General features: G+C 64.2%; 22 protein-coding genes. 15 read left to right on the forward strand and 7 right to left on the reverse strand.

Going from position 1 to position 20,191, the window contains the following annotated elements; all coding sequences use genetic code 11:
• Positions 1-3 precede the first annotated feature (3 nt).
• Both AC58EF_RS18605 and AC58EF_RS18610 read left to right on the forward strand, forming a co-directional pair.
• Positions 4-747, forward strand: a complete 744-nt coding sequence (locus tag AC58EF_RS18605) for a LytR/AlgR family response regulator transcription factor (RefSeq protein WP_497277845.1) — start codon at positions 4-6, stop codon at positions 745-747.
• Between the two features lie 77 nt (positions 748-824).
• The gene (locus AC58EF_RS18610) at positions 825-1,997 is read left to right on the forward strand and encodes an HPP family protein (protein WP_497277846.1); all 1,173 of its coding nucleotides are present in this window, start codon (positions 825-827) and stop codon (positions 1,995-1,997) included.
• Here AC58EF_RS18610 and AC58EF_RS18615 read toward each other — a convergent pair.
• Complete coding sequence (locus AC58EF_RS18615; RefSeq protein ID WP_497277847.1) at positions 1,994-2,185, reverse strand: hypothetical protein; 192 nt, start codon at positions 2,183-2,185, stop codon at positions 1,994-1,996. The two genes, AC58EF_RS18610 and AC58EF_RS18615, sit on opposite strands and share 4 nt — an antisense overlap.
• Positions 2,186-2,289: 104 nt before the next feature.
• On the opposite strand from AC58EF_RS18615, the gene rpiB reads away from it, so the two are divergent.
• The 4 genes from rpiB to AC58EF_RS18635 all read left to right on the forward strand — a co-directional run bounded on the left by rpiB (position 2,290) and on the right by AC58EF_RS18635 (position 5,685).
• Positions 2,290-2,727 (forward strand): ribose 5-phosphate isomerase B, encoded by a 438-nt coding sequence (gene rpiB, locus AC58EF_RS18620; RefSeq protein ID WP_497277848.1) that lies wholly within the window; start codon positions 2,290-2,292, stop codon positions 2,725-2,727.
• Positions 2,728-2,738: 11 nt separating this feature from the next.
• Positions 2,739-4,058, forward strand: coding sequence for a serine hydroxymethyltransferase (gene glyA, locus AC58EF_RS18625; RefSeq protein WP_497277849.1), 1,320 nt, complete (start codon positions 2,739-2,741; stop codon positions 4,056-4,058).
• 6 nt (positions 4,059-4,064) lie between these two features.
• Entirely contained in the window at positions 4,065-4,526 is a 462-nt protein-coding gene (gene nrdR / locus AC58EF_RS18630) for a transcriptional regulator NrdR (protein WP_497277850.1), read from the forward strand.
• 79 nt (positions 4,527-4,605) lie between these two features.
• A complete protein-coding gene (locus tag AC58EF_RS18635; protein WP_497277851.1) occupies positions 4,606-5,685 on the forward strand; it encodes a TrmJ/YjtD family RNA methyltransferase in 1,080 nt (359 codons plus the stop codon).
• 6 nt (positions 5,686-5,691) lie between these two features.
• Here the strand turns inward: AC58EF_RS18635 and AC58EF_RS18640 are convergent, their stop codons facing one another.
• A complete protein-coding gene (locus AC58EF_RS18640) occupies positions 5,692-6,453 on the reverse strand; it encodes a competence/damage-inducible protein A (protein ID WP_497277852.1) in 762 nt (253 codons plus the stop codon).
• Positions 6,454-6,533: 80 nt separating this feature from the next.
• Between AC58EF_RS18640 and map the strand changes: the two genes are divergently transcribed.
• The 5 genes from map (at position 6,534) to AC58EF_RS18665 (ending at position 11,165) form a co-directional block, all read left to right on the forward strand.
• Entirely contained in the window at positions 6,534-7,364 is an 831-nt protein-coding gene (gene map, locus AC58EF_RS18645) for a type I methionyl aminopeptidase (RefSeq protein ID WP_497277853.1), read from the forward strand.
• Positions 7,365-7,603: 239 nt separating this feature from the next.
• Positions 7,604-7,942 (forward strand): P-II family nitrogen regulator, encoded by a 339-nt coding sequence (locus AC58EF_RS18650; RefSeq protein WP_006953025.1) that lies wholly within the window; start codon positions 7,604-7,606, stop codon positions 7,940-7,942.
• An 89-nt stretch (positions 7,943-8,031) separates the two neighbouring features.
• Positions 8,032-9,444, forward strand: a complete 1,413-nt coding sequence (glnA, locus tag AC58EF_RS18655) for a type I glutamate--ammonia ligase (RefSeq protein WP_497277854.1) — start codon at positions 8,032-8,034, stop codon at positions 9,442-9,444.
• A gap of 135 nt (positions 9,445-9,579) precedes the next feature.
• On the forward strand, positions 9,580-10,629 hold the full coding sequence (locus AC58EF_RS18660; RefSeq protein WP_497277855.1) for an NAD(P)H-dependent flavin oxidoreductase: 1,050 nt from the start codon (positions 9,580-9,582) through the stop codon (positions 10,627-10,629).
• Entirely contained in the window at positions 10,626-11,165 is a 540-nt protein-coding gene (locus tag AC58EF_RS18665; protein ID WP_497277856.1) for a DUF4269 domain-containing protein, read from the forward strand. Before AC58EF_RS18660 ends, AC58EF_RS18665 begins: the two co-directional genes overlap by 4 nt.
• 31 nt (positions 11,166-11,196) lie before the next feature.
• Here AC58EF_RS18665 and AC58EF_RS18670 read toward each other — a convergent pair whose 3' ends face one another.
• Positions 11,197-11,844 carry a histidine phosphotransferase family protein gene (locus tag AC58EF_RS18670; protein WP_497277857.1) on the reverse strand — a complete coding sequence of 216 codons (648 nt, stop codon included), beginning with the start codon at positions 11,842-11,844 and terminating at the stop codon, positions 11,197-11,199.
• A 96-nt stretch (positions 11,845-11,940) separates the two neighbouring features.
• A complete protein-coding gene (locus tag AC58EF_RS18675; protein ID WP_497277858.1) occupies positions 11,941-12,345 on the reverse strand; it encodes a M67 family metallopeptidase in 405 nt (134 codons plus the stop codon).
• A gap of 17 nt (positions 12,346-12,362) precedes the next feature.
• On the opposite strand from AC58EF_RS18675, the gene AC58EF_RS18680 reads away from it, so the two are divergent.
• Positions 12,363-13,316, forward strand: coding sequence for an RluA family pseudouridine synthase (locus AC58EF_RS18680; protein WP_497277859.1), 954 nt, complete (start codon positions 12,363-12,365; stop codon positions 13,314-13,316).
• Positions 13,317-13,393: 77 nt separating this feature from the next.
• Positions 13,394-14,305 (forward strand): RNA polymerase sigma factor RpoH, encoded by a 912-nt coding sequence (gene rpoH / locus AC58EF_RS18685; protein WP_497277860.1) that lies wholly within the window; start codon positions 13,394-13,396, stop codon positions 14,303-14,305.
• A 112-nt stretch (positions 14,306-14,417) separates the two neighbouring features.
• On the opposite strand, the gene AC58EF_RS18690 is transcribed toward rpoH, so the two are convergent.
• Together AC58EF_RS18690 and AC58EF_RS18695 are read right to left on the reverse strand one after the other, a co-directional pair.
• The gene (locus AC58EF_RS18690) at positions 14,418-14,894 is read right to left on the reverse strand and encodes a GNAT family N-acetyltransferase (protein WP_497277861.1); all 477 of its coding nucleotides are present in this window, start codon (positions 14,892-14,894) and stop codon (positions 14,418-14,420) included.
• A complete protein-coding gene (locus AC58EF_RS18695) occupies positions 14,891-15,454 on the reverse strand; it encodes a TetR/AcrR family transcriptional regulator (RefSeq protein WP_497277862.1) in 564 nt (187 codons plus the stop codon). The genes AC58EF_RS18690 and AC58EF_RS18695 overlap by 4 nt, the downstream gene beginning before the upstream one ends.
• An 87-nt stretch (positions 15,455-15,541) precedes the next feature.
• On the opposite strand from AC58EF_RS18695, the gene AC58EF_RS18700 reads away from it, so the two are divergent.
• Positions 15,542-16,831, forward strand: coding sequence for an MFS transporter (locus AC58EF_RS18700; RefSeq protein ID WP_497277863.1), 1,290 nt, complete (start codon positions 15,542-15,544; stop codon positions 16,829-16,831).
• A gap of 44 nt (positions 16,832-16,875) precedes the next feature.
• Positions 16,876-17,571: a monofunctional biosynthetic peptidoglycan transglycosylase gene (mtgA, locus tag AC58EF_RS18705; protein WP_497277864.1), complete on the forward strand. Its 696-nt coding sequence runs from the start codon at positions 16,876-16,878 to the stop codon at positions 17,569-17,571.
• A 62-nt stretch (positions 17,572-17,633) separates the two neighbouring features.
• Here mtgA and AC58EF_RS18710 read toward each other — a convergent pair whose 3' ends face one another.
• Positions 17,634-20,129, reverse strand: a complete 2,496-nt coding sequence (locus tag AC58EF_RS18710; RefSeq protein WP_497277865.1) for a TonB-dependent receptor — start codon at positions 20,127-20,129, stop codon at positions 17,634-17,636.
• Between the last annotated feature and the right edge of the window lie 62 nt (positions 20,130-20,191).

The raw sequence follows: 20,191 nt of genomic DNA on the forward strand, positions 1-20,191 counted from the left end.
CCCATGTCCATCCGCACCATGATCGTCGATGACGAGCCGCTCGCGATCGAGCGCCTCCAGATGCTCTGCGCCCGCGAACCGCGCATTGCCCTCGTCGGCACCGCCACCGATGGCGAGGCGGCGCTGCGCCTGATCGAGGGGCTGAAGCCCGACCTCGTCATGCTCGACATCGCCATGCCCCTGCTCGACGGCATCGGCGTCGCGCGCGCGGTGGGACGCCTCGGCATCCGCCCGGCGGTGATCTTCGTCACCGCGTTCGAGGGCTTCGCGGTCGAGGCGTTCGATCTGGCGGCGGTCGACTATATGCTGAAGCCCGTCGCCCATGACCGGCTGACCCGCGCGATCGACCGGGTCGAAATCGCGCTGCGCAACCAACTGCCCGAAGCCGCCGCCACGACCAGCGAACCCCAGCCCGAATGGGCGGAGGAATTCTGGGTGCCGCACCGGTCCGAACTGATCCGCATCGCCACCGACCAGATCGACCGGATCGAGGCGGAGCGCGACTATATGCGGCTGCATGTCGGCCAGCACAGCTATCTGCTCCACCAGACGATCAGTTCGCTGGAGGAACGGCTGGACCCGCAGCAGTTCGTGCGCCTGCACCGATCGCACATCGTCCGGCGCGAGCATATCGCGCGGCTGCGCCATGACGGCAGCGGCGTGTGGTTCGCCTCGCTCGCCGACGGCGGCGAAATCCGCATCGGGCGCACCTTCCTCGCCAATGCGCGGGCGATGACGGGGCGGTGATGGGGCGATAGCCGCACTTGAACGGGCCAAGGATTTTCCCGCTTGGCCCGACGCCCATGCGCCTCTAGCGGAACGCCATGTCCGATGCCCCGCAAAAAGACGGCCGCCTGATCTGGAGCCGCTATTACAGCGCCTTCATCCCGGCCCCGCCCGGCCCAAGCTCCCTCGACCGCCTCAAGGCCGCAAGCGGCGCCATCGGCGGCATCGCCATCACCGGCTTGCTGTGCGGCCTGATGCTGGGCAATGGCCTGGCCCATCCGCTGCTGGTGGCGCCGATGGGCGCATCGGCCGTGCTGCTTTTCGCGGTGCCGGCCAGTCCGCTCGCCCAGCCCTGGCCGGTGCTGGGCGGCAATGTCATTTCGGCCCTCGTCGGCATCGCCGTGGTCAAGGCGGTGCCCGATCCGACACTCGCCGCGGCGCTGGCGGTCGGCGCGGCGATCGCCGTCATGTCGTTGCTCCGTTGCCTCCATCCCCCCGGCGGCGCGGTGGCTCTGTCCGCCGCGCTCGGCGCGAAGGGCGTCGCAAGCAGCTACCTGTTCGCGCTGGTGCCGGTGGGGGTGAACACGCTGCTGCTACTGGTCGTCGCCATCCTGTTCCACCGGATCACCGGTCATAATTACCCCCATGTCGCACCCAGGGCGCCCGCGCCGCACGGCACGACCGATCCCGCGCCGCTGCTGCGCGCCGGCCCGTCCGAACAGGATGTCGCCGACGCGCTGCACGGCTTTGGCGATGCGCTGGACGTGGACGAGGGCGACGTGCGCCAGCTTCTTGCCGATGCAGAACTGCGCGCCGCCGAGCGGTTGCATGGCACCGTGCCCTGTGCCGAAATCATGTCGCGCGATGTGATCCATGTCCCTGCCCGTCAGCCGGTCCCGGAGGTACGAGCGTTGATGCAGGCGCGCGGGCTGCTTTCGCTGCCGGTGCTCGACGATGCCGGACGGGTGCAGGGCATCATCGGTGCGCTGGATCTGGGCAAGGACGGCGCGCAGGCCGGCGACATTGCGCGCCGCCCGCTGCTGGTCCATGCCGACACGCCGGTCGCGCGGCTGATCGGCCCGCTGAGCAGCGGCACCCGCCGCGCCGCCATCGTGGTAGACACCGACCATCGGTTGCAGGGCCTGATCACCCAGACCGACCTGCTCGCCTCGCTCGCGCTGCGCTCTAGCATTGATGTAACGCGTTTTAGCTGCGCTGGCCTTGCGGCTCCGAGTCAGCAGGGGATTCCACCTGCTTCGAAAACGCTTTAGCGCTGCTCCGGCACCGGCAAATCCGGCCCCGGTATCGCGGTGATCGCGACATTGGCGAACATCACCAGGCCCGCGATGATCATCAACGCGCCGCGCTTGCGGTCGCGCTTCTTCGCAATGGTGTAGATACCACCGCCGGTCAGCAGCAAGCCCGCGAGCATCAGGATGGATAAGATGGTGCCAGCCATAAGGATGCCATAGGGACCAAGCTGGACTGTGGCAATTGGCGTTCCTTGCCCCTATTGAGGCGCGCAGAAACGAATCACCCTTTCGGTGAAGGGACGCTTCTCACATGAAAATCGCTATCGCTTCCGATCATGCCGCCGTCGACCTGAAGGCGGAACTCGCCCAGTGGCTGCGCGACGAAGGCCATGAAGTCGACGATCTGGGTCCGGCAACCACCGATCGCGTCGATTATCCCGATTTTGGTTACAAGCTCGCGACAGCCGTCGCATCCGGCGCGGCCGAGCGGGGCATCGCGCTCTGCGGTTCGGGCATCGGCATCTCGATCGCGGTCAACCGCAATCCCGCCTGCCGCTGCGCTCTGGTCGGCGAACCGCTGTCGGCCGCCCTGTCGCGCGAGCATAATGACGCCAACGTCCTCGCTTTGGGCGCGCGCCTGATCGGCGTCGACATGGCCAAGGCCTGTGTCACCGCCTTCCTCACCACCGATTTCGGCGGTGGCCGCCATGCCGGCCGCGTCGAGAAACTGTCCCAGCCCGCGCTCTGAAAGGACTTGAGATGAGCACCGAAACCCTCACCCAGCCCAACCTCTCCGACATTCGTTCGGAAGGCTATTTCACGCGCAGCCTGGCCGATGCCGATCCCGCCGTGTTCGGCGGCGTCCAGCAGGAGTTGAAGCGCGAGCAGAACCAGATCGAACTGATCGCGTCGGAAAACATCGTCTCCAAGGCGGTGTTGGAAGCGCAGGGCAGCGTCTTCACCAACAAATATGCCGAAGGCTATCCGGGCAAGCGCTATTATCAGGGCTGCGCCCCGTCGGACGTGGTGGAACAGCTCGCCATCAACCGCGCCAAGGAGCTGTTCGGCTGCAACTTCGTCAACGTCCAGCCCCATTCGGGTGCGCAGGCCAATGGCGGCGTGATGCTGGCGCTGGTCAAGCCCGGCGAGACGATCATGGGCCTGTCGCTGGATGCCGGTGGCCATCTGACCCATGGTTCCAAGCCCAGCATGTCGGGCAAGTGGTTCAACGCCGTGCAATATGGCGTGCGCGAAGACACGCACCTGATCGACTATGACGCGGTCGAGCGCCAAGCGATCGAATGCCAGCCCAAGCTGATCATCGCGGGCGGCAGCGCCTATCCGCGCACGATCGACTTCGCCCGCTTCCGCGCCATCGCGGACAAGGTCGGCGCGCTGTTCATGGTCGACATGGCGCACTTCGCCGGCCTGGTCGCCGGCGGCGCGCATCCCTCGCCCTTCGGCTATGCCGACGTCGTGACCACCACGACGCACAAGACGCTGCGCGGTCCACGCGGCGGCATGATCATGACCAATGACGAGGCGATCGCGAAGAAGATCAACTCGGCCATCTTCCCCGGCCTTCAGGGCGGCCCGCTGATGCACGTCATCGCCGCCAAGGCGGTGGCCTTCGGCGAGGCGCTCCAGCCGGAGTTCAAGACCTACGCCCAGGCGATCGTCACCAACGCCAAGGCGCTGGCCGGCAAGCTGGAGCAGCGCGGTCTGGCCGTGGTGTCGGGCGGCACGGATACCCACCTCGCTCTCATCGACCTGCGCCCCTACGGCATTTCGGGCAAGGATGCGGACGAGGCGCTGGAGCGTAGCTTCATCACCTGCAACAAGAATGGCGTGCCGGGCGACCCGCTGCCGCCGACCAAGACCAGCGGCATCCGCGTCGGCTCGCCCGCCGGCACCACCCGCGGCTTCGGCGTGGCCGAGTTCGAGGCGATCGGCGACATGATCGCCGACGTGCTGGAAGGCCTTCGCGACAAGGGAGAGCATGGCGACGCCGCCGTGGAAGCCGATGTCCGCGAACGCGTCACCGCGCTCTGCGCCCGCTTCCCCATCTACGAAGGGTAAGCCCGCTTGCGCTGCCCCTTCTGCGCCCATGAAGACAGCCAGGTGAAGGACAGCCGGCCGACGGAGGATGGCGCCGCCATCCGCCGTCGTCGCCAGTGCGAAGCCTGCGGCGCGCGCTTCACCACCTTCGAGCGCATCCAGTTACGCGACATCTGGGTGGTGAAGAGCGAGGGGCGCAAGGAAGCCTTCGACCGCGACAAGTTGGCCCGCTCCATCGGCATTGCCTGCCGCAAGCGGCCGATCGATCCCAGCCGGATCGAGAAGCTGATCTCCGGCATCCAGCGCCAGCTGGAAACCAGCGGCGACGGCGAAGTCGCCGCCCGCGCGATCGGCGAAATGGTGATGGAGGGGCTGAAGCGCCTCGACAGCGTGGCCTATATCCGCTTCGCCAGCGTCTATAAGGACTTCACCGACGCGAGGGACTTCGAGGAATTTGCCGGCACGGTGAAGGAAGTCGGGCGGGAGTGAGACTATCATTCCCCCTTTCCCGTTCGGCCTGAGCGAAGTCAAAGGCCAGGACAGAGCGAAGCGAAGTCGATAGAGCAACATGGCCTTTTACAGCTATATTCTGAGATGCGCTGACGGTTCCTATTATACTGGCCATACGGACGATCTTGAGGCGCGCTTTGCCGCACATCAATCCGGCGCTGTCAAAGGCTACACGTCCGAACGCCTGCCCGTCGAACTTATGTGGTCGGCGGAATTCGCAACCCGTGCCGAGGCGATGGAAAGCGAAGTCCAGATCAAGGGTTGGTCGCGAAAAAAGAAAGAAGCGCTGATTGCAGGAAACTGGCAAAAGCTGAAAGAGGCTGCCATTTCGCACACTTCGCCTTCGCTCAGTGACGCCCTTCGACTTCGCTCAGGGCGAACGGGGGAAGGGATAGCTCAAAAGATCGGTTCAATGGACAATCCTCCCCTCTCCCCCGTCATCGTCCTCGTCCGCCCGCAGTTGGGCGAGAATATCGGCAAGGCCGCGCGCGCGATGCTGAATTTCGGGCTGACCGAGATGCGCCTCGTGTCGCCCCGCGACGGCTGGCCCAATCCCGATGCCGGCCCGGCCGCCGCGGGCGCCGACGTCGTGCTGGACGGCGCGCGGGTCTATGACACGCTGGCCGATGCGGTCGCCGATTGCGCCCATGTCTATGCCACCACCGTGCGCAAGCGGGGCGTCACCAAGCCCGTCGTCACGCCCGAAGAGGCTGCGCGGGAAATCCACAGCGTGGAAGGGCGCAGCGCCTTCGTCTTCGGTCCCGAACGGTCGGGCCTGGAAACCGACGATGTCGCGCTCGCCCGCAAAATCCTGACCGTGCCGATCAATCCGGAGTTCGGCTCGCTCAACCTCGCGCAGGCGGTGATCCTGTGCGCCTATGAATGGTCGAAGCAGGCGCATCTGGAACAGCCGACCGTCACCGACCTGCTCGAACCCGCGCCGCAGGTCGAGCTGGAGGGGATGATCATCCAGTTCGAGAGGCTGCTGGAAGATGCCGGCTATTTCTTCCCGCCCGACCGCGCGCCCGCGACCAAGCGGACGCTGCGCAACCTGCTGACCAAGCCGGGCTGGAACCATCTGGAAGTGCGCACAATGCGCGGCGTGCTGTCCGCGCTGCGCACGCCGCGCCCGCGCTGAGTTAGCTCAAATTCCGCCGGGGTAAACGGTCCAGCCGCCCTGTTCCAGCCCGGCGGCCAGCGCCGCGACGCAGGCGTCCAGCCCCTCCTGACTGGTCGAACGCACCACGAAATTCGCGCCGGTGCGCCCTTCGCGGAAGAAAGGGTAGCTGCCGATCTGGCAGCCTTCATGCGCCCGCTCGGTATCGCCCAGCAGGTCGGCGATCTCGCTTTCCGCGACCCAGCAGCCGACCGTCGCCGACAGCAGCGGCAGCCCGCCCTCCAGCCTGCCGGTCAGGCTCTCCAGCATCCCGGCCGTGATGGAAGGCACGCCTGCCATGATGAAGATATTGCCGTGGCGGATGCCGGGCGCGCCGGACATTCGGTTTTCGATCAGGCTCGCGCCGGCCGGCACCCGCGCCATGCGCAGTCGCGCTTCGGTCAGCCCGCCGCGCGTCTCATAATAGCCGCCGAGGATCGCCCGTGCGCCCTCATGAATCTCCACGCCCACGCCCAGCGCCGCCGCGATCGCATCGACGGTGATGTCGTCATGGGTCGGGCCGATGCCGCCGGTGGTGAACAGATAGTCGTTGCGCACGCGCAGCATATTGACCGCCTCGACGATCGCATCGCTGTCATCGGCCACCACCCGCACTTCGCGTAGGCGGATGCCCTGGACATTCAGCCAGGTGGCGATTTGCGCGACATTTCTGTCCTGCGTCCGGCCGGAGAGAATCTCGTCGCCGATCACGATCAACGCTGCGGTCCAGATGCGGGTCAGATCGGCCATGGCCAGCCCATAGCCTGTGATCGGGGCAATGCCTAGCCGTCCCCCTCGCATTATGCCGCGCAACCGCCTATAATCAGTCGATGACCGAATATATGACGATGACGGCGGACGCGCCGATGTCCCGCTCGACCGCGATCAAGCTGTATGACGAATCCGGCTTTGCCGGGATGCGCAAGGCCGGCCGCCTCGCCGCCGAAATTCTGGACGCGCTGGTGCCCCATGTGGTGCCCGGCGTCACCACCGGCGAACTGGACGACATCGTCCGCCGCATGACGCTGGAGGGCGGCGGCGTGCCCGCGACGCTCGGCTATCGCGGCTATACGCACAGTTGCTGCATCAGCCTCAACCATGTCATCTGCCACGGCATTCCCGGCGACTATCGCCTCAAGGAAGGCGACATCCTCAATATCGACGTGACGCCGCAGGTCGATGGCTGGCATGGCGACACCAGCCGCATGTTCATCGTCGGCGAAGCCGCCATCAAGGCGCGGCGGCTGGTCGAAATCACCTATGAATGCCTGATGCTGGGCATCGAGCAGGCCAAGCCCGGCAATCATCTGGGCGACATCGGCTATGTCATCCAGCGCCATGCGGAAAAGCACCGCTATGGCGTGGTCCGCGATTTCTGCGGCCATGGCCTGGGCCAGGTCTTCCATGACAGTCCCGAGGTGGTCCATGTCGGCCGCCCCGGCACCGGCCCGGAGTTGAAGCCCGGCATGTTCTTCACGATCGAGCCGATGATCAACATCGGCAAGCCCGGCGTGAAGATGCTGGACGACGGCTGGACCGCCGTGACGCGCGACCGCACCCTGTCTGCCCAGTTCGAACACAGCATCGGAATCACCGAGACCGGATGCGAGATTTTCACGAAAAGCCCCGCCGGTTTCGATTGCCCGCCTTATAAGCTCTGATCATCGAAACACTGCCCAAAAAACAGGCAATGAGTCATGATATTGCCCGGAATCCGGGCAATATGGACAAAGATTGCTGCATCGCCGAAAGCAGTTCTAGCGATTCGCCATTTGGCACGGTAATTGATTGCCAAGAGAGACGGCGCGTGCCTCGGGGGGCATGAGATCGTCGCTTGAGGATGAGGTATGCGGGTTATCGCCCGCAAACCGGCGTGCGTCATGGGTTGGGACTATTAGTGATGAAGAAGATCGAAGCGATCATCAAACCGTTCAAGCTGGATGAGGTGAAGGAAGCGCTGCACGAAGTCGGCGTTTCGGGCATCACCGTCACCGAAGCCAAGGGCTTCGGCCGGCAGAAGGGCCATACCGAGCTGTATCGCGGCGCCGAATATGTGGTCGACTTCCTGCCCAAGGTGAAGCTGGAGGTCGTGGTGGACGATTCGCTCGCCGACCGCGTGGTCGAGGCGATCTGCGCCGCCGCGCAGACCGGCCGCATCGGCGACGGCAAGATCTTCATCTCGAACGTCGAGGGCGCGGTGCGCATCCGCACCGGCGAGCGCGACAGCGACGCCATCTGATCCGGTCTTTCCGGCTGGCTCCATGGCTGGCGGAAAATGGCATCCACGACCCCTTCGGGGGGGTATTTCTGAAAGAAGGGCAATAGCACATGGCCAACACGCCAAAAGACATCCTGAAGATGATCGAGGAAAAGGAGATCGAGTGGGTCGATGTCCGCTTCACCGATCCCAAGGGCAAGTGGCAGCACCTGACCATGGTGTCGAGCGTGCTTGGCGAAGATGAGCTGACCCAGGGCCTGATGTTCGACGGTTCGTCGATCGAAGGCTGGAAGGCGATCAACGAGTCGGACATGATCCTGAAGCCCGACCTCGACGCCGTCTATGTCGATCCGTTCAGCGCCACCCCGATGCTGATCATCTTCTGCGACATCGTCGAGCCGGACACCGGCGAACTTTACGCCCGCGACCCCCGCTCTACCGCCAAGCGCGCCGAAGCCTTCGTCAAGTCGGCGGGTTTCGGCGACACCGTCTATGTCGGACCGGAAGCCGAATTCTTCATGTTCGACGATGTGCGCTTCGAGAACGACTATTCGCAAAGCTATTTCAAGATCGACGACATCGAACTGCCGACCAACACCGGCAAGGAATATGAAGGCGGCAATCTGGGCCACCGCCCGCGCGCCAAGGGCGGCTATTTCCCCGTCGCGCCGGTCGATCCCTGCACCGACATCCGCGCCGAGATGGTCAGCACCATGCTGGAAATGGGCCTGCCCTGCGACAAGCATCACCATGAAGTCGCCGCCGCGCAGCACGAACTGGGCCTGACCTTCGGCACGCTGGTCCAGACTGCGGACCGGATGCAGATCTACAAATATGTCGTGCAGATGGTCGCCCAGGCCTATGGCAAGACCGCGACCTTCATGCCCAAGCCGATCGCGCAGGACAATGGTTCGGGTATGCACACCCATATGTCGATCTGGGAAGGCGGCAAGCCGCTCTTCGCCGGCGACGGCTATGCGGGCCTGAGCGAAACCTGCCTCTACTTCATCGGCGGCGTCATCAAGCACGCCAAGGCCCTGAACGCCTTCACCAACCCGACCACCAACAGCTACAAGCGTCTGGTGCCGGGCTTTGAAGCCCCGGTTCTGCTGGCCTATTCGGCGCGCAACCGTTCGGCCTCCTGCCGTATTCCCTATGGCGCGGGCGCCAAGGCCAAGCGCGTGGAATTCCGCTTCCCCGACGCGATGGCCAACCCCTATCTCTGCTACGCCGCGCTGCTGATGGCGGGCCTCGACGGCATCGAGAACAAGATCCATCCGGGCGCCGCGATGGACAAGAATCTCTACGACCTGCCGCCCGAAGAACTGAGCCAGGTACCAACCGTCTGCGGTTCGCTGCGCGAAGCGCTGAACAGCCTGGAAGCCGACTATGAGTTCCTGCTGAAGGGCGACGTGTTCACCAAGGACCAGATCGACGCCTATATCGAGCTGAAGTGGCCCGAAGTGTATCGCTGGGAAATGGCGCCGTCGCCGGTCGAATTCGACATGTACTACAGCGCCTGATTTTTTAGGCCTGATTTTTCAGGGCCTGAACCCTTTCTCAGGCTCTGTCGAGGGAGGCCCGGTCGCGACAGGCGACCGGGTCTTTTCCTTTATGACAGGTTGCGGCCCGGCTAGGGGCGTTCCACATTGCCTGCCATGAACCCGCTCGACTCGCTCGGCCTCGCCCATCCCATCATCCAGGCGCCGATGGCCGGCGTTTCCACACCCGACATGGCCGCGGCAGTCAGCGATGCCGGCGCGCTCGGATCGATCGCCGTCGGCGCGGTCGACGCAGCGGACGCTCTGGAGATGATCGCCGCCGTGCGCGCGCGCACGGATCGCCCCTTCAACGTCAACCTCTTCGTTCACGCCCCGGCGCAGGCGAAACCCGATGTGGAAGCAGGATGGCTCGCTGCGCTGGCGCCGCTCTTCGCCCAGTTCGGCGGCATTCCGCCGGAAAGGCTACGGGAAATCTACCACAGCTTTGCGGTGGACGACGCGATGCTGGCGATGCTCGCCGAAACCCGGCCCGCCGTTATCAGCTTCCATTTCGGGCTGCCCGAAAGCTGGCGGATCGCGACGCTCAAGGCGGCAGGCTGCATCCTTCTCGCCAGCGTCACCAGCCTGACCGAAGCACATGCCGCCCGCGCCGCCGGCATCGACATGCTGGTCGCGCAGGGGTTCGAGGCGGGCGGCCATCGCGGCGTCTTCGATCCCGATGCGCCCGACGATCGGCTCGGCACCGTGGCGCTGACGCGGCTGCTGGTAGCGCAGGCCGGTCTGCCGGTCATTGCCGCGGGCGGCATCATGGACGGTCGGGGCGTGCGCGCTGCGCTCGACCTGGGCGCGGTGGCGGCGCAGCTTGGCACCGCCTTCATCGGTTGCCCGGAAAGCAGCGCCGACGCCGCCTATCGCGCCGCCCTGTTCGGTCCCAGCGCGGCGCACACGGAAATGACCCGCGTCCTTTCCGGCCGCCCAGCGCGCTGCCTACCCAACCGCTTCGTCGAATGGGGCCAGAACACGATCCTGACGCCGCCCGACTATCCGATCGCCTATGACGCTGGAAAGGCGCTTCACCAGCTCGCCAAGACCCATGGCGAAGGCGGCTATGGTGCACAATGGGCGGGTCAGGGCGCGCCCCTCGCCCGCGCGTTGCCGGCGGCCGACCTGATCGCGGCGCTGGTCGCTGAGATGCGCGCGGCGTGACGCGGCCAGACTATCGCGACGCTGTCGCCCGCAGCGGCGTGATGGAGGCGCTTGCCCCTTTCGACCCGCGCCTTGTCGGCACGCCTCCGCTAGGCATCGCCATACCGGACAGCGACCTGGACATAGTCTGCGAAGCTCCCGATGCCGACGCATTCGCCCGCGCCCTGACCGATGCCTTTGGCGCGTTGCCGGGCTTCATCCTGCACCGCCGCGCCGATCTGGGCGCGGTCATCGGCCGCTTCGTCGCGCATGGCTGGGCGTTCGAGATTTTTGGCCAACCCTTACCGATTGCACATCAGCATGGCTGGCGGCACTATCTGGTCGAACGCCGTCTGCTGGCTTTGGGTGGCGAACCGTTCCACAATGCCATAATCGCACTGCGGAATCGGGGACTGAAGACGGAACCCGCTTTCGCTCGCCTCCTGCGGCTGGCGGAGAGCGATCCCTATGCCGCGTTGCTCGATCTTGAGGAAGAGGATGACGACACCCTGCGCGCTCTGATCGACCGGGCGGGCCTCTTCGGCAACGCCCTGTGAGCATCGGGCGGCCGGCTCCCCTCCGATATTGTCAGCCCGGGATTACCGCGCCAAACAGCAGGGCCGCCTCGCCCGGAGGGGACAGGACGATATCGCCGCCCGCTTCGGCCACCAGCTGCCGCACCATCCAGGCGGCCGCTGTTCGCGATGCCAGCCCCTCGATCGGCAAGGTGCCCGCCAGCGCCGCGCGCAGGTCAGGGTCCAGCACGACCTTCGGCCCTTCGGCACGCACGACGATCTCCGTCACGTCCGGGCGGCTCTCCACGCCGATATCCAGTTGCCCGCCACGCACCAGTGCGTCGCCCGCGATCAGCGACAGGTTGAGCAATATCTTCGACGCCAGCTTGCCCAGCATCTTTTCCTCGACCATCCAGCCGATCTTGACCCGGCCCGATGCAGCGAACATGCCCTCGATCGCGACCTTGGCCTCATGCGGCGGCACCGCCTCGCCAAAGCCGCCCGCCGATCCGAAGGCCAGACGGAAGAATTTCAACTTGTTCGCCGAAGTCCGGGCGCTGTCGCCCAGCAGTTCCAGGCAGCGCTCGCGCATTTCCGGATCATTTTCGTCCGCCATCAGCTCCAGCCCATTATTGAGCGCGCCGACCGGACTCAGCAGATCATGGCATAGGCGCGAACAGAGCAGGCTGGCAAATTCGATGCTGTCGGTCGGATTGGTCATGCGGATAAGGATCGCCGGATAAGGGGAAATCAAAGGATGTATTAGGCTAATGCGCCGCCGCGCCCCCCGATGCAAGCCCGGCTCACCGCCTTTCGCTCACCTTGTGTCGAGTGGCACTTCCGCAAAATGCACATTAACCATCGTATCCGGCTCAGCGCGCCAAAGCCTGGCCTTTCCCCCTGCTATGATCAGCCAGAGGCTGCCGTCGGGCGCGGCGCAGGCCTTATCGGTCGCCGAGGGAATCGCGGCGCCGGAGGGATGCGAATGATAATGGCCGATGATCGCCGGCCCACCCGCCCGCGCCGCCCGATGGGCCGCGATCAGCGCCGCCGGGTCCAGCTCGAAATGGCGCGCCGGATCGGGCGCGACATTGGCGGCGGGCAGGAAGGCCTCTATCGCTCCGGCCTGCCCCAACAACAGTCCGCATACCTCCTCCGTCTCGCGCGCCACGCTCAGGGCCACGATTTGTTCCAACAGCCCCCTTGATATCGCAACCATCATTCCTACATCCCTAGTCCATGATTCCGGGGGATTCCATCATCGAAGCGGCGATCGGCGAAGCCCAGCACGGGCTGCGGCTCGATCGTGCGCTGGCGGATCTGTTGCCGGATCTGTCGCGCGAGCGGCTGAAGGCGCTGATCGGCGACGGCCGGGTGCGTAGCGCCCAGGCGGCGAAGATCAATGCGTCGATGAAGGTGACGGCCGGCCAGACGTTCGCCATCACCGTACCGGCCCCGACGCCGCTCGACACGGTGGCGCAGGACATACCGCTCGTCATCGTCCATGAGGATGCAGACCTGATCGTCGTGGACAAGCCCGCAGGGCTGGTCGTCCATCCCGCCGCCGGCAATCTGGACGGCACGCTGGTCAACGCCCTGCTCCACCATTGCGCCGGTCGTCTGTCCGGCATCGGCGGGGTGGCGCGGCCGGGCATTGTTCATCGCATTGACAAGGATACTTCCGGCCTGTTGGTCGTTGCCAAGACGGACAGGGCGCATGAAGGACTCGCCCGCCAGTTCAAGGATCACAGCATCGACCGACTCTATGCCGCGATCGTCTATGGCGTTCCGACGCCGGGCAGCGGCACGGTCGATAGCTGGATCGGGCGATCCGACGCTGATCGAAAGAAGATGGCGGTTCATCGGGAAGGGCGCGGCAAACATGCCGTCACCCATTATCGCACGGTGGAACGCCTGAAGGGCGCGGCAATGGTCGAATGCCGGCTGGAAACCGGCCGGACCCATCAGGTTCGCGTTCATATGGCGCATCTCGGACACCCCTTGATCGGGGACCCGGTTTACGGTAGAGAAAGAAAAGGTTTCAAATCAATACTGGAAACGCTGGGTTTCAAAAGGCAGGCATTGCACGCCAAAACACTGGGGTTCATACATCCGGTAACGGAAAAGCCCCTTTTGTTTCAAAGTGTGTTGCCAGCCGACATGCAGGAACTGTTAAGCGAGCTTCACGTATAAAGTTGGACAAGTTTTGCGACGGCGCCTGTGACGCCTCTTCTGGGTCCCGCCGCGCAATGAAAGGGAAAGGTGAAGACATGGCCAAGAGCAATGTCCCCGCGGTTCCGGCGCTGGGCGGTGAAGCCAGCCTCAACCGCTATCTGTCGGAAATTCGCAAGTTTCCGCTGCTCACGCCTGAGCAGGAATATATGCTGGCGAAGCGCTACGAGGAACATCAGGACCCCGAAGCCGCGGCGCAGCTCGTCACGTCGCACCTGCGGCTGGTGGCCAAGATCGCCATGGGCTATCGCGGCTATGGCCTGCCGGTCAGCGAACTGATCAGCGAAGGCAATATCGGCCTGATGCAGGGCGTGAAGAAGTTCGAAGCCGATCGCGGCTTCCGCCTGGCGACCTATGCCATGTGGTGGATTCGCGCCTCGATCCAGGAATTCATCCTGCGGTCCTGGTCGCTCGTGAAGATGGGCACCACCGCGGCGCAGAAGAAACTGTTCTTCAACCTGCGCCGGATGAAGAACAATATCGAGGCGTTCGAGGACGGCGATCTGCGTCCCGAGGACGTTGCCAAGATCGCCAAGGATCTGGGCGTGTCCGAGGATGACGTCATCTCCATGAACCGCCGCATGGCGATGGGCGGCGACACGTCGCTCAACGTGCCGATGCGCGAGGATGGCGACGGCCAGTGGCAGGATTGGTTGCAGGATAACGACCCGCTTCAGGACGAGCGCGTCGCCGACCAGCAGGAAAGCGCACTGCGCCATGAGATGCTGGTCGAGGCGATGGACGACCTGAACGATCGCGAAAAGCATATCCTGGCCGAACGCCGCCTGGCCGAAGAGCCCAAGACGCTGGAGGAACTCTCGCAAGTCTATGGTGTGAGCCGTGAGCGCGTCCGCCAGATCGAGGTTCGCGCCTTCGAGAAGCTGCAAAAGGCGATGATGCGCATCGCCGGCGGCAAGCTGGAAAAGATGGCCCGCCTCGCCACGATATGATCGCATAGGATAGGAAAAGCCCCGGAGCGATCCGGGGCTTTTTTTTTGCGCCGCCCGAGGCAGCGATAGGGCGGCGCGGGGATTGCTGGCCGGGACGTCGATATGCGGAAGTTCAAAGGCTGCGCATCATGGCGACGCTTGCCGTGCCATAGCCGCCGGACTTGACCTCCATCGCTGTGAAGCCCTGCCGCCGCCAGAAGGCCTCTGCGCCGTTCACGGCGGTAAGGCCGATGGCAGCGAAGCCTTCCGAACGCGCCTGCGCCACGACCAGTTCGATCGCCGCGCCGGCTGCGCCCGAACCCCGCGCCTCCGGCAGCAGCGCAAGGTCGTGGAGATAATAATGATCGGCATCCGCCGGCAATACGCCCATCATAGCGTCGAGCGGTGGTGGCCGATCGCCCCGCCAGGGATGGCTGACCAGATAGCCGACCGGCTTGCCCTCCCGTTCCAGCAAATGACAGCCCGCCGGATACAGGCGCAGACGTTCCGCATAGACCTCCGGCCGTTCGGTATAGCGGCCATGAACCGCGTCGGAGATAGCGGACACCGCCACCACATCCCCGATCCGCATCGCCCTCCAGCCGGTCATTCCGGCAAATCCAGCGCCTGGCGCACGGCGGTCAATATCTCATCGGACAAAGCCTGATCGTCCACGCCGCGCGCCAGCACCATCGCGCCCACCATTTGCGCCATGCGCGCCAACGCCGCCGCGCGATCCATACCGGGCGCCGCCTGTTGCAGGATGTCGGTCAGTTCCTCGAAACCCTCGCGAAAGGCCTCCGCCAGATCGCCCCCGCGGCGCGCCGCGTCCGGGCCGAGCGCGATCAGCGCGCATCCGGTTTCGGGCGCGTCGCGGTTCCGGGGGCTGAGATAATGGGCGGCGATGGCCTTCGGCCCCTTGCCTGCGCCGGCCTCCGCAGCCAGGGTCCGCCAATGTCGCGCCCCTTTTGCCAGCGATGTCGCGCAGGCTTCAGCCGCCAGCGCCTCCTTCGAATCGAACTGATTGTAAAAGCCGCCATGGGTAAGGCCGCATTCGCGCATCACTTCGCCGATGCCGACGCCATCCACACCCCGGACGCGGAACAGGCGGGATGCGGTGTCCACCACCTTTTCCCGGTTATGCGCAGCCTGCTCGCGACTGACCTTCATATCCGATCTTCTCCGATTGGCCTCTTGACCTTATATATGATGATCATCATTTAACGCCAGTCCGATCGGCACAAAAAGGGGAATGAGATGCTGTCGACCCTTCTCGCCGGCCGCCTGTCCGCGCGCAATATCCATTATGGCTGGGCGGTTGTCGCCGCCACATTCCTCACCATGCTGGTGGTCGCGGGCGCGGTCGGCGCGCCGGGCGTCTTCATCGTGCCGTTGCAGAAGGAATTCGGCTGGAGCGCGGCCGACATCAGCGGCGCGCTCGCCATCCGTTTCCTGCTGTTCGGCGGCATGGGTCCGTTCGCCGCCGCCTTCATGAACCGTTTCGGCGTGCGGCGGATGATGCTCATCTCGCTCTCCATCGTCATCGGCGGCCTGTTGCTATCGCTCGGCATGACGCAGCTCTGGCAGCTTGTGCTGCTCTGGGGCGTGGTCATCGGCCTGGGCACGGGCCTCACCGCCATCGTCCTGGGTGCGACGGTCGCGACGCGCTGGTTCAATCACCGGCGCGGCCTCGTCATGGGGTTGTTGTCGGCCAGCACCGCGACCGGGCAGCTCGCCTTCCTGCCCCTGCTCGCCAGCCTGACCGAGGCGCAGGGCTGGCGCACCGCCCTGCTGCTGGTGTGCGGAGCGATCCTGCTGGCAGGCGTCGTCGTGATCCTGTTGATGCGTGATCGTCCGGCCGACATGGGCCTCGCCCCCTATGGCGACACGCAGGTTCAGGCCGCTCCGCCCCAGCCCGCCAGCCTCGGCGCATTGCTGGTCATGCCGATCGCCGTGCTGCGCGACGCGGCGCAGGTGCCGACCTTCTGGATTCTCTTCTTCTCCTTCTTCGTCTGCGGCGCCAGCACCAACGGCCTGATCCAAACCCATTTCATCGCCATGTGCGGCGACTATGGCCTCGCCGCCGTGGGGGCCGCATCGATGCTGGCGATGATGGGGCTGTTCGACTTTTTCGGGACGCTGGGGTCCGGCTGGCTCAGCGACCGGTTCGACAATCGCTGGCTGCTCTTCTGCTATTATGGCCTGCGCGGCCTGTCCCTGCTCTATCTGCCGTTCAGCGATTTCTCGCTCTACAGCCTGTCGATTTTCGCCGTCTTCTACGGCCTCGACTGGATCGCGACGGTGCCGCCGACGGTGAAGCTGACCATGCAGCGCTTCGGCGCGGATCGCGCCAACATCGTCTTCGGCTGGATCTTCGCGGGACATCAGCTCGGCGCGGCAAGCGCGGCGCTGGGCGGTGGCTTTTCCCGCACGGTCTGGTCCAGCTATATGCCCGCCTTCATCGGTGCGGGCATCCTCTGCCTGATCGGCGCGGGGCTGGTGCTGCTCATCAACCGCGAACGACAGGGGCAGTTCGCAACCGTTTGAACCGGACGCTTGAACCAGTCCGGGCGGCCGCGCTACCACGGGGCATGACCGCCAGACCCGCTTCCGCCCGCCGTCGATCCCGCTGGATCATGATCCCGATCAAGCTCATTCTGGGCTTCGTCGCCCTGTCGCTACTGATGGTGGCGATCTATCGCTTCGTGCCGCCGCCCGTAACCTGGACGATGTTGCTCGATCCCAATGGCATCACCAAGGATTGGACCAGCCTGGACGAGATCGATCCCGACATGGCCCGCGCCGCCATTGCCGGGGAGGATGGGAAATTTTGCAGCCATCACGGCTTCGACGTCGACGCCATCGCCAAAGCCGCGATCCACAATGCCAGCGGCGGCCGCATCCGGGGCGGCTCCACCATCAGCCAGCAGACCGCGAAGAATGTGTTCCTGTTCCAGGGTGGCGGCTTCGTGCGCAAGGGGCTGGAGGCATGGTTCACCGTCCTCATTGAAGCGATCTGGGGCAAGCGGCGGATCATGGAGGTCTATCTGAACGTCGCGGAAACCGGCATCGGCACCTATGGCGTGCAGGCGGGCGCGATACGCTATTTCCACCATGGCGCCGACAAGCTGACCCGCGCCGAAGCCGGCCGCATCGCCGCCGTCCTGCCCCTTCCCAAGAAGCGCGCCGCGGTAGCGCCGAGCGGCTTCACCCGTCGCTACGGCAATTCGATCTCCGCCCGGATCGGCGTGGTGCAGCGGGACGGGCTGGATGGGTGTTTGAAATGAGTCAACAAAAAGAGGCGCGGATCGCTCCGCGCCTCTCTTAATGCTTGCTGGTTGGGTCAGGCTTACAAGCCGACCGTCACCGTTCCCATGACCGTGCGCGGCGAGCCGACCGTGAAGTTCGGATTGGCGCCAGTAATGCCGTTGAGCGTACCCGCATTGATCTGGGTGCTGATGTTGCCGAAATAGAATTTGTTGAACAGGTTCATCACGTTGAGCTGGAAGAACGTCTTCTTCATGCCCCATTGGGCCAGGCTGAAGCGAGCATCCAGATCGACCAGCGTATAGCTGGGCACCTTCACGTCATTCACGTCGGTGGCAAAGCGGCTGCCGACATATTTGACCTGCGAACCGATGGACACCGGACCGACATCCACCTGCGCACGGCCGCCGACCATCCAGTCGGGCGTTTCGGTGACGCGCTTGCCGGCCGTCGGCGCGACGATCGGAGCGCCCACCGCCGTGCAACCAATGGCGGCGTTCACCGCCGTACAATTGCCGAGGCGGATATCATCCTGCAAGCGACTGTGGTTGTAGGATGCGAAGGTATAAAGCGTCAGTTCCTTCATCGGCTGATAGGCGATGTTGGCGTCCACACCATATGCCTTCACCTTGCCGACGTTGCGATCGACCGAAATGCCCTGATCCGCGTCGAAGGAGGTCACGATCCGGTTCTTGAAGCCGATATACCAGGTCGTCACCTGCGCCTGGATCTTCGACGAGGTATAGCGTGCACCCAGGTCGAAGGAGTCCGTCGTTTCCGGCGTCACATCGACGATCGGCGCGCGATAGAGATTGTCCGTACGCGGCGAGGACATACCCTTTGCGTAGCTCCAGAAGATGCCTGCTTCCGGCGTGAAATTATACGTCAAACCAACGTTGGGCAGCACCTTGTTATATTTATAGTTGGCCTTGAACGGTGCGTAGAGAGCGTTGGCAGGATAAGGCGGAACCGCCGTCGGCGGCACGATCACCAACTGGCTGGCCGGCTGGCTGGTGCAGGTCGCAAAGGCGCCCGTCACCTGCTGATAGCAATGATTGTCCAGATCGCGCTTGAAGAAGGGCGCACGCACGCCGATTTCGACACGCAGCTTTTCGTCCATGAACTTGCCGACATACTGGCCGGCAATCTGGTTGAGCAAGGCGATCGAGGTACGGTCACGCTGCTGCATCTGGAAACCGTCGGCGTTCAGCACCGGTCGGCCGTTGCGGCCACCGAACACATTTTCCGGGGAGCCGTTCGAAGTCAGGAAGCCCCACTCGCCGGTCTGGCGATGCTTCGCACGGTCGAACGTATAGGCCAGACGCACGCGATGTTCGGGCGTGATGTCCCAGATCAGCGACGCCAGCGCCGTATAACGATTGGTGTTGGTGTTGTTCGGCGTGTAGAAACCGATCGTGTCGTTCGTATCACCATCGCCGTTATAGTCGACGCCGGTAGCCTGCGATCCTCTTATCAGGGCGTTGTTCTCGGCCATCGCGGTGAACCCGCCGCCATTAGCCAACGTATAGGAGTAGGCGCCGTCCAGCGTGAAGATCAGGCTGTCGGTCAGCGTGTAACGCGAATTGAAACGCACGTTGCCGGTGTTCGACGGGTTGATGCGCACACCATAATAGTTGGTGCAACCCGCGACGGGCGTATTGCAGACCGCGTCATTTTCGAAGGAGAAAAGCCTGTCCTGCTGGGCATCGCTCAGGTTCAGGACCAGCGGGTTGGCGGCAGAAATAGCGGTCGCAGCCGGGATCGTGGGCGCGCCGAACAGCGTGCGCATGTCATTCACGCTGGGATTGCGGTAGAAATTGTTCCGGTTGACGTTCCAATGCCCTGCCAGAGAGATGAAATCGCCCTCTGTCCCCAGCGGCTGGTAGATGCGGATATTATATTGCTGCTTTTCCGTTTTACCGGGGCCCTTGAAATTGTCGTTACGGGCGGTGCTGGCCGATGCGAGCAGTTTGGTGCCCCAGGGTCCGATCGCGCCGGTTTCAATCATGCCGAACAGGCGGAAATAATCATATCTGCCAGCCGAACCCGACATCAGCACGCCGAAATCGTCGCTCGGCACCTTTGTGCGGAGGTTGACAGTGCCGCCCGATGACGAAGCCGTCGGGCTATCGACATCGGTCGCACCCAGGTTGACGTTGACCTGCTCGATGATTTCTGGGTCGATCACCTGATTCGAGTAGATGGCGTAGTTGCCCGAATCGTTCAGCTGAAAGCCGTCGAGGGTAAAGGATATGCGATTGCCGTCGAAGCCACGGATACGCAGGTTGCCGCCGGCTGAACCATAGGGGTCGGACTGGGTGAAGTTGACGCCCGGCACCAGATTGAGCGAACTCAAGACGGTCTGTCCCGCCGACTGGCGAGCGATGATTTCCTGCGTCAGAACGGCGCGAGCCTTAGTCGATACGGGAATGACGATCCCTTCGACGCCATCCGACGACTTCGCGCCGGTAACAACGATCGTATCTTCGAAATCGATCGAACCCGTCGACTGCGCAAATGCAGCGTTCGGAATGGCAACCGCGAGAACCGCGGCGCTGCCCATTAGAAACTGTTTCATGTGACCCTTGTCCCTTTTCAAGAGTGACGCTTCGCGCCCTAAAGTCCCGCTCTTTCAAGCCG

Source organism: Sphingobium sp. WR1, from assembly GCF_059693745.1.